The 14,819-nt window shown below is 29.4% G+C and carries 15 protein-coding genes and 1 other annotated feature; of the genes, 1 reads left to right on the forward strand and 14 read right to left on the reverse strand.

Going from position 1 to position 14,819, the window contains the following annotated elements:
- Nucleotides 1-18 precede the first annotated feature (18 nt).
- Complete coding sequence (gene nrdG / locus CKL_RS18285) at nucleotides 19-543, reverse strand: anaerobic ribonucleoside-triphosphate reductase activating protein (RefSeq protein WP_012104075.1); 525 nt, start codon at nucleotides 541-543, stop codon at nucleotides 19-21.
- Nucleotides 544-695: 152 nt separating this feature from the next.
- Nucleotides 696-2,801: an anaerobic ribonucleoside triphosphate reductase gene (locus CKL_RS18290; RefSeq protein ID WP_012104076.1), complete on the reverse strand. Its 2,106-nt coding sequence runs from the start codon at nucleotides 2,799-2,801 to the stop codon at nucleotides 696-698.
- A gap of 264 nt (nucleotides 2,802-3,065) precedes the next feature.
- On the opposite strand from CKL_RS18290, the gene CKL_RS18295 reads away from it, so the two are divergent.
- On the forward strand, nucleotides 3,066-3,257 hold the full coding sequence (locus tag CKL_RS18295; RefSeq protein WP_041700871.1) for a hypothetical protein: 192 nt from the start codon (nucleotides 3,066-3,068) through the stop codon (nucleotides 3,255-3,257).
- Nucleotides 3,258-3,362: 105 nt separating this feature from the next.
- On the opposite strand, the gene CKL_RS18300 is transcribed toward CKL_RS18295, so the two are convergent.
- The 12 genes from CKL_RS18300 to CKL_RS18355 form a co-directional block, all read right to left on the reverse strand.
- Nucleotides 3,363-3,551, reverse strand: a complete 189-nt coding sequence (locus tag CKL_RS18300; protein WP_012104077.1) for a ferredoxin — start codon at nucleotides 3,549-3,551, stop codon at nucleotides 3,363-3,365.
- Between the two features lie 160 nt (nucleotides 3,552-3,711).
- Nucleotides 3,712-4,551: a YhfM domain-containing protein gene (locus CKL_RS18305; protein WP_012104078.1), complete on the reverse strand. Its 840-nt coding sequence runs from the start codon at nucleotides 4,549-4,551 to the stop codon at nucleotides 3,712-3,714.
- 293 nt (nucleotides 4,552-4,844) lie between these two features.
- Entirely contained in the window at nucleotides 4,845-5,369 is a 525-nt protein-coding gene (locus CKL_RS18310) for a hypothetical protein (RefSeq protein WP_242652507.1), read from the reverse strand.
- Between the two features lie 76 nt (nucleotides 5,370-5,445).
- Entirely contained in the window at nucleotides 5,446-6,753 is a 1,308-nt protein-coding gene (locus CKL_RS18315; protein WP_012104080.1) for a DUF7922 domain-containing protein, read from the reverse strand.
- A 91-nt stretch (nucleotides 6,754-6,844) separates the two neighbouring features.
- Nucleotides 6,845-7,690 carry a 16S rRNA (adenine(1518)-N(6)/adenine(1519)-N(6))-dimethyltransferase RsmA gene (rsmA, locus tag CKL_RS18320; RefSeq protein ID WP_012104081.1) on the reverse strand — a complete coding sequence of 282 codons (846 nt, stop codon included), beginning with the start codon at nucleotides 7,688-7,690 and terminating at the stop codon, nucleotides 6,845-6,847.
- Nucleotides 7,683-8,243, reverse strand: coding sequence for a ribonuclease M5 (rnmV, locus tag CKL_RS18325; RefSeq protein ID WP_012104082.1), 561 nt, complete (start codon nucleotides 8,241-8,243; stop codon nucleotides 7,683-7,685). The genes rsmA and rnmV overlap by 8 nt, the downstream gene beginning before the upstream one ends.
- 58 nt (nucleotides 8,244-8,301) lie before the next feature.
- Entirely contained in the window at nucleotides 8,302-9,357 is a 1,056-nt protein-coding gene (locus tag CKL_RS18330; protein ID WP_041700872.1) for a 3D domain-containing protein, read from the reverse strand.
- A 366-nt stretch (nucleotides 9,358-9,723) separates the two neighbouring features.
- Nucleotides 9,724-10,491 (reverse strand): TatD family hydrolase, encoded by a 768-nt coding sequence (locus CKL_RS18335; protein WP_012104084.1) that lies wholly within the window; start codon nucleotides 10,489-10,491, stop codon nucleotides 9,724-9,726.
- A 141-nt stretch (nucleotides 10,492-10,632) separates the two neighbouring features.
- Entirely contained in the window at nucleotides 10,633-12,597 is a 1,965-nt protein-coding gene (gene metG, locus CKL_RS18340) for a methionine--tRNA ligase (protein ID WP_278184209.1), read from the reverse strand.
- A 38-nt stretch (nucleotides 12,598-12,635) separates the two neighbouring features.
- Nucleotides 12,636-12,882 (reverse strand) — a binding site (T-box leader).
- 22 nt (nucleotides 12,883-12,904) lie between these two features.
- The gene (locus CKL_RS18345; RefSeq protein WP_012104086.1) at nucleotides 12,905-13,483 is read right to left on the reverse strand and encodes a uracil-DNA glycosylase; all 579 of its coding nucleotides are present in this window, start codon (nucleotides 13,481-13,483) and stop codon (nucleotides 12,905-12,907) included.
- 88 nt (nucleotides 13,484-13,571) lie between these two features.
- On the reverse strand, nucleotides 13,572-14,090 hold the full coding sequence (locus CKL_RS18350) for a spore maturation protein (RefSeq protein WP_012104087.1): 519 nt from the start codon (nucleotides 14,088-14,090) through the stop codon (nucleotides 13,572-13,574).
- A gap of 20 nt (nucleotides 14,091-14,110) precedes the next feature.
- Complete coding sequence (locus tag CKL_RS18355; RefSeq protein ID WP_012104088.1) at nucleotides 14,111-14,686, reverse strand: nucleoside recognition domain-containing protein; 576 nt, start codon at nucleotides 14,684-14,686, stop codon at nucleotides 14,111-14,113.
- Nucleotides 14,687-14,819 lie beyond the last annotated feature (133 nt).

The raw sequence follows: 14,819 nt of genomic DNA on the forward strand, positions 1-14,819 counted from the left end.
TGAGATATTATATTATATTTATCTATAATCTTTCAACTTAAAGTTCTTAATTATGGTATCACCATACTGTAAACTTTTTTTAACATCAACAATTCTTTGATTTCTAGAACCCTTAAATTTCAATCTATTGTCTCTTTTATCTTCTTCAAATTTTCCATCTACCAATACATCTATATTTCTCAATAACTCTTGCCAGGACTGGTTATCCTTATTGTCTAATATATATTCAAATGTATATCCTGTATAACACCATATATTTAGATCTAATTCTTTAATTTTACGGGCCATATATGCAAAAGCTTCTGCCTGTTCAAAAGGATCACCTCCTGAAAAGGTAACTCCCTTTACAAGAGGATTAGTCTTCACATCATGGATTAAAACATTTATATCTTTTAATTCTCCTCCATTAAAGCAATGGGTGGATGGATTAAAACATCCTTTGCAGTTATGTCTGCATCCTTGTGCAAAAAATACTCTCCTCATGCCAGGTCCATTTACAAGACTTTCATAGGCAATACCTGCTAGTCTAACCTTATTATTCACTATTATTCCACTTCCCTTATTAAAATATATAAAGTAAATAATAAATTAATATTATCTGACCTATTTTACCTAATGATTTTTACATAAAATTTTATGTATATGTAAAAACATTATGTAAAATAGACAAATTTAACTTTTACAAACATATTGGTTTAATAATATACTATTTTATTACTACCTTGTGCTATTCTGTCCTTTCTTTCTGCAGTTTTTCCTGCCCCAAATCTTTCATCCAAGGATAAGTATCCTGTTACCCTCGATATGCCTTGTATGCTGCCACTACCACAATGAGGACACTTATTCTCTCCATGTAAATAAGAACCACATTCCCTACAATACCTTATATGAAAATTTATTCCTATATAGGATATATTTGTATTATCATAGGCATAATTGATTATATCCCTAATAATTTCTTCCGATGGATAATCATCTATTTCTATATAACTTATATGTCCACCATTACAAATTTTGTGATAAGGAGCTTCAATATCTATTTTATCTTTTATAGATATTGGAAATCCTACAGGTATATGATAAGAATTAGTATAATAGTCTTTATCCGTTATACCATGTATTTCTCCAAATATCTTTTTATCCTGTAATATAAACTTCCCACTTAGACCCTCTGCAGGTGTAGCATAACAACTCCAATTCAGATGAGTCTGTTCTATAAATTTATCTGTATATTTTCTGATATAAGAAATTATTTTCACTCCAAGTTCCCTTGAATTTTCATCCTCACCATGATGTTTTCCCGTTAGCGCAATTAATGTCTCCGCAAGTCCAATGAAGCCTATGGCCCAGGTACCCTGCTTTAATATAGGCTCTATAGAATCATCTAATTTTAAATTTTCAGAGCCTTTCATAAGACATTGACCTGCTACAAAAGGTAAATCTTTAACTTTTAACCTTTTTAAAATACCATACCTATGCATTAGAGATTCTTTAGCTAAATTTAATCTATTGTCTAATAGTTCAAAAAATTTATCTATATTCTTCTTAGCTAAAATTCCTAGCCTAGGTAAATTAATTGTCACCGGCGCTATATTTCCTCTTCCTTTTGTCCCTGGTTCTCCATTCACATTTGAACACACATAAGTTCTGCATCCCATAGTAGCTGGTATTACGCCTTTATCATAATACGCTTTATTAAAATCAGCATCTAAATTCATAAAAGTAGGATTCATTCTCTTTGAAGCTACTCTACATGCAATTTTAAATAGATAATAATAAGGATCATCTTGTTCTTTGTTCACTCCTTTTTTAACTCTGAATATTATGTTGGGAAATATAGGCTGTTCTCCCTTTCCCAGCCCCTTTTCATATTCAGTTAAAAATACCTCGCATACTAAAGCCGCATCTTTGGATTTGGGTATTCCTAAATTTATTGAGCTAAAAGGTACCTGTGAGCCTGCCCTTGAATGCATAGTATTTAAATTGTAAATTATCCCCTGCATTGCCTGCTCTACATTTTTTCTTAACCGTTTTTCCGAAATATCTTTTATCCTATGCTCTTCTACTCCTACTTCCTTAAGATACTGTATTATTTCCCTTCTCGTAGGTTCTACAAAAACAGCCATATCATTATCAAAATCAGGATGAGACTGTCCGCCAAACATGTCATTTTGAGATGATTGCAATAATATACAGGAAAGTTCTGCCGCAGATTCTATTCTCCTTGGAGTTCTAATATTCCCATATCCCGTATTAAACCCATATAAGAGCATTTCTTTAGTTGGTATATGAAGACAATTGATAGTTAAATTATAACTATCTAAGTCGTGATAATATATATCTCCATTTTCATGGGCTTTTGCTAAATATTTCGGCATAGTCCCCAGATTATGCCATTTATTTGATTCACTAGCTATTCTAAGTAGTTTAGAACTAAAATTATTTCCTACATTAGCATTGTCTCTATCCGTTTCTACGCCTATCTTATCAATAACCTTCATAAGATCTGATTTTATATCTCTTATTTTAGTTCTTTCACTTCTATAATTTGAATATACCAATCCTATTTTTCTATGACCATTTTTTAAAAGAATTTTTTCAACTATATTTTGTATTTCTTCAACCTCTATTTCTTTTACATTAAGCTCTTCTATTTCTTTTATAACTTTTTGAGTTAAGTCTATAAAGTCACTCTCTTTTAATTCATAGCCAATTTCTTCTGATGCACTTTTTATGGCATTAGTTATTTTTATAGAATTAAATTCTACTTTTCTACCATCCCTTTTCACAACATGTAGCATACATCATGCCTCCTAACTACTATATATTGTGTATATGTATTATTCATTATACTATGTAAAATTTAAAATATCAATTTTGCAATCTAGCTTTATCACAATTTAACAAACTCTCTAAGTCATATTTCTTCCATTTCTTTTAATTATTATCCCTAAATGGTACTTGATATTTTATTATGTATTATATAGTAAAATATGAATAATAATTAAATACATAGTTAACACTAAATAAAGTATGTAAATTAAATTTTGAGGAGGAAATATTTTATGATTGGAGAAATAATTGATATGAATGTTTCTCATGCTCTTATAAGTTTTCAAGATGGAACTACTAAAGATGTAAATATTACTCATCTACCTTCAAATTCAAAAATAGGTGATAGAGTAAATATAAATCCTAATTCTTCACCTACTTTAAATGATAAACTAAATGATATATACCCTATGAATATATTTTAAAAACACAAAAACAATAAAAAACTGTGTATAAACCCTCTTAAAAAATATTAATTTAAATACTTCATGATAAATTTATACACAGTCTGTTATTTAATTTTACAATATCTATTCTACTGTAATAGCAGAAACAGGACAGCCTTCTGCAGCTTCTTTAGCAGAATCTTGAGAAGCTTTTGGTACTTCATTTACCGCAGCTACTGCTTTCCCGTCATCATCCATATCAAACACATCTGGACATACCTCTGGACATAATCCACAACTTATACAGGTGGCTTTATCGACTAATGCTTTCATAATATTATCCCCATATTAATTATATTATAATTAATATATAATGGGATTTTCACCCCTTTCATCTATAATCATGAAATTATAAAACATACTTTCTACATCCAAGAAAGCTTATTTTAGTATTCTCAAAAATATGATTTATTATAGATGAATTAAAATTATTTTAAAATCCTTCTAATTTGTCTTCAGATATAGTAACATTCCATCTTCCATTTTCATAAACGTCCTTTATATAATAGATCTTCTCACTTTTCTTTTTTACATCCCAAAATTTAATAGTAGCTTTATACAATGTAGTCTTATACCCTTCCGTTTTTACTGTAACCCATACATCATACTTTTCCTTATCATTATTTCCAATATTAGCATTCTTAAATTTATCAGTAAGCTCAGATTTAAATTCCTCTAAGTCTGTAGACAATATGAATCTTGCTGCATCTATATCTTCATTGAAACTTATTCCAATTTTTTTATCCTTATCCTTAAAATATTTATTTAATGTTTCTATTATGGAACCATAATATACTTCTGTAAAGTTGCTTGGAGGCGTTCTTATATTCCAAAAACTATTTATTATATTATTATCTATCCTCTTTGGTACTATGTATATTTGCTTTCCATTATAGAGATTTCCTGCTTCGTCCTTATCAAGTCCTGCTATATACGAAAATTTATGAATCTTATTATTTGTCTCCATTATTTCCAGTGTATAATCTGGCTGCAGAGAAGATTTTTTAGGCACCTTTTTAGCCGAAGCCAAAGTATCATATAAATCCTCAATAGTATCTTGATCAGTAACTACAAATTTAAATCCTTGATCTCTGGTACTTTGAATAGTTATTTCTTTCACCTTGCCTTGCTTTATATACTCAAAATCAGAATTTTTTAGTCCAGCTTTGACCTTTAACTGATCTAATTTACTACATCCGCATAATAAAAATATTCCTGTTAAAACAATTAGTATAAAAAATATATTGATTCTTTTTTTTACAACCCCATCCATTACCTTCACCTACTGTTAACAATATTGTAAATCCACCATAAAGTGATTCTTAGCTTCAGTTGGAGTTTGCTATAGAGAAATACTTATCTCCATCTGAACCTTAGAAGAACTTATCCAGGCGCATAATAGTGCTTATCTCCCTTTAAAGAAGATGGGAGTATTAGCTAATTTCAGCATTTGGATAAATTAATTTTTAATTTATATTAAAAATCTCTAAATAATTATATCATATTTAAATATAAAAAATCCCCTTCCATAATGACAAACTGAAAGGGAACAAATTATACATATCTCTATTTATACTCTAATGTTTTAACAATAGTCTCAAATATAGTTGGCATATTTTCTTTAAAGTCTGACTCATTTACAAAAAAAGAAAATCTACAAAATTGAGTTCCTTTTTTCAAAAAATATTCTATACCTTTATAACTATCTCCCACTTCCTTTGTAATGGTATATTCAATTAAGTACCCGCTGCCCCCATTAATTTCAATCTCACTTATGTGATAATTCTTATATAAATTCTGCTTTTGAGATATAATTTTACTATTTTCTAAAAATGATTTTAAACTTCCATCCAAATTCCATACTTCAACAAATCCTCTTATTTTATTATCTTCACTTTTAAAATCACTATGATATAATATTTCATTTCCAGACATATCTTGATTCTCAGAAGACCACTTAGAAGGTAGTTTATATCTTAATTTACTTTGCATTCCTTCATATTGAGTTAAATATTTTATATTATTTTGCATAAGAGCTGTAAATTTCAACTTCATATCGAAATTTTTTTCAAGTCCTAAGAGTACTATCATAAGGCCTATTATAATTATGGTGACTCCCAGTTTTCTCTTATTTATTACTATTGATTTAATAATAGGTGTCATAACTTCACTTTTTTACTGGTATAACTATGGTGTTTGTTTTAAAATCATAGAACATCAACCAGTACCCCATTTTATCTTTACTTTCCTTAGGTATCCATGTAACAAATCCTGATTTACCTCCATAAGGTTGATCCTTTTTACTATTAGTGCCTGGTATACCATATATCAAATATTTTACTTTATTATTCTTATCAAATTTATATCCCGTTAAATAATGAAAATGTTTCTTTATATAAGGATAATATCCTATCATAGGATAGTAAACTAGGGCATATCTACTATAATTATCCATATTGTACATGTCTTCTATAGAATTTGCAGGTACCTTATACCATTTACATCTTTTTAATTCTTTGTTTAAACTCTTTATTTCTTTAAAACCATGAACAAGTTTATTAAAAAAATTCCCTTGTGAATTTCTTGGGTAACTTCTATTCATACCTCTATCTTCACATTTATTATCATTTGTTTTTGATTTTTCATAGTGACTTCCTGCAAAATTATCTATATATAGAGAGTCCTCTTCTTTGAACTCCTCTTTTAAAGTTACGTTTTCTTCCTGAAGATCTTCTCTGATTTTTGATTCAAACATATCCTCTGACACTGGTTCTTCTTTTTCATCTGTAACAGTCTCTTTACCTTTTTGATTATCTTCCTCATCCTGTTCATTTTGAATTTTCTCTAAAAGTTGCTTGTCTTCTTCATTATCTTTTTCAACTTCAGCTTTTTCTCTATCCCTTTTAGCTTTTTCTATACTTTCTTCATATTTATCAAATATACTTTTTTCTTTCTCTTCTACCTCTTCTACTGTTTCTTCCACTACTTTATTTTCATTTGTTTTATTTTCATCTTCTTCTATATAATCCTTTGTTTTATCCTCTTTATCTTCTATTAATTCAAAAGACCTCCAATTTGGTATTTCAGTACTCGAGAACCCACTCATCACAGGTATTATATTGTTATCTAATATTCTGACTATAGCGGCTCCCGACACTTTATCCATGGCTATTCCACTTCCCGCTACATCATTTATTGGATATTCATAAAATGTATCTGCTCTTCCATAATCATCTATGTTCATTTCACCAATTTTAATTATATTTTTTATACCTTTTTTATTACATATTAGCATCATATAATAAGGAGTTTTTTCCTTTTTCAAATTTTGTACGTAATAAGATATTTTACATTTATCATTTTTTGTTTCCAATTTTGCATATCCTGAAGCAATCTTGTCAGAAGCTAAAGAGTACCCTTTTTCATCTTCTTGTAATATTATAAAGTATCTACTATAACTCTTTTTTTGTGCCAACTTCTATACCTCCATATATTATCTTCATTATAATATATGAGACAACTCTCAAAAAGTGAACAAATAGTTTTGTCCTCAATTATAAAACACATTATAACCCATGTATTAATTCATATATACAATCTGATAATAAGCCAAATTCCTCTATAGAAAGAGTTTCTCCTCTCCTCTTGGGATCTATTCTCGATTTATCAAATGCTTTTTCTATGTATTCTCTAGATAACTTTAGTGCTTTTAAAGCATTCCATAAAGTTTTTCTTCTCATATTAAAAGAACATCTTATTATCCTAAAAAATAAATCTTCACTTTTAATCTTAACTCTGGGATTATTTAACTTAGTTAACTTTATAACTATAGACTCAACTTTAGGCGATGGAATGAAAGCATAGGGACTAACTTTTCTAAGTACTTCTACATCGCAATAATATTGAACCAATAAAGAAAGTGCCCCATATCGCTTACAATTAGGTTCCGATATCATTCTTTCACCTACTTCTTTTTGAATCATTATAGTTAAAGTTTTAAAATTATATTTATTATTTAGAATTTTCGAAATAATAGGAGTAGTAATGTAATATGGAAGATTAGCTACAATTTTTATACTTGACTCATCTTTTATTATCTCATTAAAATTTGTCTTTAGTACATCTTTATGTATTAATTCAAAATTGGGATAATGCTTTAACTCTTCCTTTAGTATTGCAATTAAATCTGAATCCAGTTCTATGGCACAAACTTTCTTAGCCCTTTTTAAAAGTTCCTTTGTTAGTGTTCCCACTCCTGGTCCTATTTCTATAACAAAATCATTTTTATTTATATCTGTGCCTTCTAATATATCCTGCAATACTGAATTATCTATCAAAAAATTTTGTCCTAAGTTTTTTGAAAATCTAAAATTATATTTTTCCACTATTTCTTTAGTAGATAAATTATTCATCTTTCTTCTCCTTCATTAGATTACTTATTTTATCTATTGCTCTGTGAAACTCTTCCCTGGATATACCATAATTATTTAGTCTCTTTAGAAATTGAGATGCATTACAATATCCTATACCTAATTCTCTGCCAAGCATATCTCTTTTTATCTTAGATTTTACACACCCTGTAAGTTCAAAAAATACCATATCTTCTACTTTAAATTCTTTTCTTTCTTCTTTTAATTCACATTTAGCACTTTTCAAAGCATTTATTATAGTTTCAGGTAATGCATTTTCAACACCAATATTTCCATTTTTTATCCCATCTTCTTGAGATATATAGGCATGTTTTATCCCTTTAACTCTTTTAGATATAATTTTCCTTATTTTTTCTCCTGCAAAGTCAGGATCTGTCATAACTATTACACCTTGTCTATTTTGAGCCTCTTTTATCTTATCAATAACTTTTTTATTTATTCCAAAGCCACCTACAGCTATTAATTCTGCATCTACGGCTCTTTTAACTGCGGATATATCGTCCTTTCCTTCAACAATTATTACTTCCTTAATCATATTTTCCCCCATTAACATTTAATTTTTTCATCAAAAGAAAAAATAGGAGCACGTGCCCCTAATCCATAACATAAACATTAATCCATCGCACACCCCAGTTATTTGCTTCAGAAGCAGAATTAAAAAACAAATCTACCCTATTACCTTTAATGGCACCTCCTGTATCTTCAGCTATGGCATATCCATATCCTTCTATATAAAGTTTGGTACCAAGTGGTATAACTCTAGGATCAACTGCTACAGAGCTGTAGCTTCCACTATTTCTCCTAGCCACAGTTCCTGAAGCTGTTATACCAAAGTCTGGATGCCCAGGCCCCTTGCCTGTACTTTCATAATCTGCAGTATATGCAGTTGCTTTCATCTGCAAGAATTTGGCATAACTAAGGTTTCCTCCTCTAGAAAAGGTATAATCACTATTTAATGTTCCTACTGCTATTATTTTCTGTACTGGTTCTTTCTTTACGATTTCACTTATAACTTTTCTAGAGACTTCTTTACCATCCTCATATACTATTCTGGTAATAGTTTGTTTCTCTCCATTTTGCCCCTCTTGTAAAACTTTTTTAGCTCCGCTTTCAACTTCACCATCATTTTTTATAACTATATCATAGTTTATATTTGTAATCTCTTTTATGTCTTTAGTTTTTACCCTAGTCACTACTACTTTTAATCCTTTTTTAATTGCATAATTTCTAGATGGATATACTTTATCAAGATTTGAAAGTTGAATTTTTTCTGCTTGCAACATATTTTCCACATTATGTTCAGCAGACTTTATATCTAATTTTTTACCATCCACTTTTACTTCAATTAATACTGCCCTTGTAATTAATAATTTACCTTTATCTTTAACTCTACTATCTAGACTAGGTTTTACTTTATCCTTTGATCCCAATTTAATTCCATTATTATCCAAAACATCTTTGTAAGTACCACCAAAGGTAGTAACTTTCTTGTCACTGCCATCTATTGAGATAGTTATAGTTTTTATCATATTAAATATTGTTAAACTTATAACTACTAAACTTATTGTTAAACCTATAACTATAATAGATTCTATCTTAGGACCATCGGAAAAATATTTATTTAAGTAAGTTTTAAACCTTTCCACCATAAAAATACCTCCTCTGGGCAAGAGCGACATACCTCATTATAAACGGATCTTAAATTTATGTCAAATATCGCCCAGGATAAACTGTAAAAAAATTCTAAATGCAGCTTTGTGCATAAACTATAAATAAAAAATATTTATTTATGATACCAGTATTATTAGTTAATAAAGTATAAATTTATACCTGAATTTAGGTAAATATATAATTTATGCTTAATTACAAAACTAAATTATATTTTTAAATTACAATTTATGTTATTTTTAGGTGGTATTATTGTGATTTTATTACATCTTATGCTATAAATATATTTTAAATTACTTATGAGATAACTAATGGATATAATTATAGTATATTCATATTTATAAATATTATGTTAGATTAAGAAGATGTTTAATATTGGCAATTGTTATTTTACTTACTTCCTCTTTTGTAATCCCTTTTATCTCAGCTATTTTTGATATGATAAACTCTATATATTCTGATCTATTTCTCTTTCCCCTGAAAGGTACCGGAGCCATATAAGGACAATCAGTTTCTACCAAGATTCTATCCATAGGTATTTCTCTTGCTACATCTAGTGATTTTTTTGCGTTTTTAAAAGTTATTACTCCTGTAAATCCTATATAATAACCAAGCTTTATACATTCTTTTGCATACTCTACACTTCCTGAAAAACAGTGTATTTCTCCAATAACGCCCTTAAATTGTTTTATTATATCTAAAATATCTTTATGTGCTTCTCTATCGTGTATAATTACAGGAAGGTTTAGTTCCCTCGCTAATTCCATTTGTCTTATAAATACAGATTTTTGTACTTCTTTAGGTGGATTTTCTTTATAATAATAATCAAGTCCTATTTCTCCAATAGCCTTTACTTTTTCGTTTTGAGACATAATTTTTAACTCATCTTCCGTGCTGCTGTCAAATTTATCTGCATATTCCGGGTGTATGCCTACCGCTGCATAAAATATATCATGTTTATTTGCCAATTTAACAGAAGTTCTAGCACCTTCTATGGAAGAACCGCAATTTAATACCCCTATTATATTATTTTTTTTCAATTCATTTATCAATATATTCCTATCATTGTCAAATTGTTCATCATCATAATGTGCATGAGCATCGAATATATTCAACTTCGTATTTCCTCCTTATCTTTTTTAAAATCAAATTCTTCCTAAATTCAGATGGAGGAAATCATCCACCACCTAAATCTAAAAATCACTTAATTGGACTTAGAAATCCTATGTTTACATCAGAAATTACTTAAATATATTTTATTTTACTATACTCCCAGTAGGAAGCCCTTCTTGAATAGATACCGTAAATAATTTACTGTCATCATTTGAAGCTGCACATAATATCATTCCTTCTGAGAGCTCTCCTTTTAATCTTACTGGCTTTAAATTTGCTACAACCACTACATACTTTCCTAAAAGTTCTTCTGGCTTGTAATATTTAGATATACCTGATACTACCTGCCTTTTTTCCTGACCTAATTCAAGCTGCAGTTTAAGTAACTTTTTAGAGCCTTTTATGGCCTCACATTCCAATACTCTTGCAACTCTAAGATCTACTTTTTCAAAGTCATCTATAGATATCTCTTCTTTTATAGGTTCTACTTTAAAGTTCTTCAGGGCACTTTTTTCTTCTTTTAGACTATTTAACTCTTCTATCTTCTTATCCACATCTATTCTAGGGAATAATATATCTCCTTTATTTACTTTAGTTCCTGACCTAGTTCCATCAAAAGAAGCTATGCTGTCCCATGATGTAACCTCTACATTAAGCTGTTTATAGATTTTTTCACTGGTTTCAGGAAGAAATGCCGAAAGACATACAGATATTATTCTTAATGATTCTGATAGATTATAAAGTACCGTTCCCAATCTATCCTTTTTACTTTCATCTTTGGCTAATATCCATGGAGTAGTCTCATCTATATACTTATTGGTTCTTGATACAAGTTCCCATATGCTATCTAAGGCCTCTGGTATTCTTAAATGGTTCATATGTTTTTCTATTTTTATAGGTATATCTAAAGCTAAACCTATAAGTTCATCATCTATATCTTCTTTTTCTTTTGGCGCTGGCATAATGCCATCAAAATATTTTTCTATCATAGTACAAGTTCTTGATAATAAATTTCCTAAATCATTAGCTAAATCCGAATTAATTTTCTTTATAAATATCTCATTATTAAATAACCCATCAGCACCAAAAGGAATTTCCCTAAGTAGATAATATCTAACTGCATCTGTTCCAAAATGATTTACTAAAACTACAGGATCTACTACATTTCCTTTAGATTTTGACATTTTTCCTCCATCTACTAGAAGCCAACCGTGTCCAAATACTTTTTCGGGGATTTCTTCCCCTAAAGCCATAAGCATTATAGGCCAGTAAATCGTATGAAACCTCAATATATCTTTACCTACTAAATGTACATTTGCCGGCCAGTATTTTTTATATAACTTGTCATCTTCACTGCCATAACCTAGTGCTGTTATATAATTTGCAAGTGCATCTATCCATACGTATATTACATGCTTGTTATCAAAAGTCACAGGTATTCCCCAGTCAAAAGAAGTTCTTGAAACACAAAGATCCTGAAGCCCTGGTTTCAAAAAATTATTTAACATTTCATTTTTTCGAGACTCAGGTTGTATAAAATCAGGATGAGTTTCAATATGTTTTATAAGAGCAGGTGCATATTTTGACATTTTAAAGAAATAAGCTTCCTCTTTAGCTTTTTCAACCGTTCTACCACAATCAGGACATTTTCCATCTATCAATTGAGTTTCAGTCCAAAATGACTCACAGGGTGTGCAATACCACCCTTCGTAATTTCCCTTGTATATATCTCCTTGATCATATAATTTTTTAAATATTTTCTGAACTGCTGCTATATGATATTTTTCTGTAGTTCTTATAAATTTATCATAATTTATATTCATTATTTTCCATAAATCTTTAATCCCTGCTACTATTTCATCTACATACTCTTTAGGAGGAACTCCTTTAGCCTCTGCCAATCTTTGAATCTTTTGTCCATGTTCATCTGTACCCGTTAAAAGCATTACATCATAACCTGTAATTCTTTTAAATCTAGCAAGAGCATCTGCTGCAACGGTAGTATATGTATTACCTATATGAAGATTTGCCGATGGATAATAAATAGGCGTAGTAATGTAATATGTTCCTTTGGTCATGTTTATATCTCTCCTTCTCTTGTAATTTATATTAAAAATAAAAAACCTCTATATGAAAACTTTTTTCATATAGAGGCATAAAATACGCTTTACCACTCTATTTCATCTTTATCTCACAATAAAGACCTCTATAAGTAACTAACATTACTTTTCAATATAACGGTTGCTGCCGTACCATCCTAATTACTAATTCTACTATTTCAAATGGTATACTCCAGAGCCATATTCATAAATCATTTTGTTTCCGACTTTCACCAAATTGTCGGCTCTCTTTGAACAAAACCAATTTATTACTCTTTCCTTCATAGTATTTAACATTATAATATGTCATATACTTTTATGTGTCAATATTTTTTATTTCAAAAATTTCTTCATATTTTCTTCTTATATTTTTTAAGTCTTGCCAAAATAAAGGTTTTTTATTCTCATCTCTCAATATAGCAGAAGGATGAAAGGTAGCAGTTATATAAAATCCTTTTCTTTCAACCCATTTTCCTCTATCTCGTGTAATTCTCCAATCTTTACCCAATATACAGCCCATTGCAGTAGCTCCAAGACAAACTATTATTTTAGGTTTTATAAGTGCTACCTGATTTCTTAAATAAGGAAGACATGCTTTTTCCTCATCTTCATAAGGAGTTCTATTATTTTTAGGCCTACATTTGCAAATATTACATATATAATAATCCTTTTTCCTGTACAAATCCAGTGATTCAAGGGCCTTAGTCAAAAGTTTTCCTGCCTTTCCCACAAAAGGTAATCCAATTCTATCCTCATCTGCTCCGGGCGCTTCTCCTATAAACACTAAATCTGCTTTAGGATTTCCATCTCCAAAAACCATATTTATTCTACTATCACCTAAACCACATTTATTACAATTTATACATTGTTCATATAACTCTCTCCACTTTAACAACTTTAATCTCACCTCAAAGTACCATTATAAGTTATATTATACAACTAAAAACTTAAAATAAATACATCCTTTTTATATAAATATCTCATTAAAACATAATTTTAACTACTGTTACCGCCATTATTACTGATACCAAATCTGCCATTATGGCTGCCCAAAGAGCATGTCTTATTTTTTTTATGCCTACTGCTCCAAAATAAACTGTTAATGTATAAAATATAGTTTCTGTTGAACCCATAATTACAGAAGCTACTCTTCCTATATAACTATCAGTCCCAAAATTACTTAATATTTCACTAAATACACCAAGAGCGCCACTTCCAGATAAGGGTTTTATAAATACAAGAGGTACCACTTCTGCTGGAACACCTATAAAATTTACTATTGGTTTTATAAACCCTATAAAATAATCTAAAGCTTTAGATTCTCTAAATACCCCCACGGCTAACAACATGGCAAGCAAATATGGAAATATCTTAATACATATAAAAATGCCCTCTTTAGCCCCTTCTACAAAACAATCATATACTTTAACTTTTTTTATTATGCCATAAGTAACTATAGAAACTATAATTATAGGAATTATACTCTTTATTATGTAATTCAAAATTTTCCTCCTTTCATTTATCAAAAATATTTATCCATTATTTTACAGCATATTACTCCAACTATTGCCGCTATAGTAGTGGTAATCACAGCCGGTATTATTGTTTCTGCAGGATTTTTCGAACCCATGGCGGCTCTAATGGAAATAACTGTGGTAGGTAGAAATTGTATACATGCTGCATTTAATACCAGAAAAAGCACCATATCATCACTGGCTTCTTCTTTTTCATTATTTAAACGACTTAATTCTTTCATGGCTTTTATTCCAAAAGGAGTGGCTGCATTTGATAGCCCCATCATATTAGCAGTGATATTCATAACTATTGCTCCCATGGCTTTTTCATCTTTAGCAGCTTTTTTAAACAATAGTTTTAATATTGGTTTCATAAGCTTGGCTATTTTATATGTAAGCCCACTCTTTTCTGCTATTTTCATTATTCCACACCACAAACACATTATTCCCACAAGATTTATTATAAGCTTCACTGTTGAATCTGAAGAAGCTATAATAGATTTAGATATTTCCGCGCCTCTGCCACAGACAATTCCAAATATTATTCCAAAAGCCAAAATAAAAAACCATATAATATTAATCATAATTAACTCACTTTCTATCCTTAAAATTGTTATAAAAAATTATTTTACTTTTACATAGTTAATATATGATAGTTGCTATACATAAAATTCCTATTTAAAATATGTAAAATTTATATTGAAAATATTTTTTAAG

The sequence above is a fragment of the Clostridium kluyveri DSM 555 genome (assembly GCF_000016505.1).
Taxonomy (GTDB): Bacteria; Bacillota; Clostridia; order Clostridiales; family Clostridiaceae; genus Clostridium_B; species Clostridium_B kluyveri.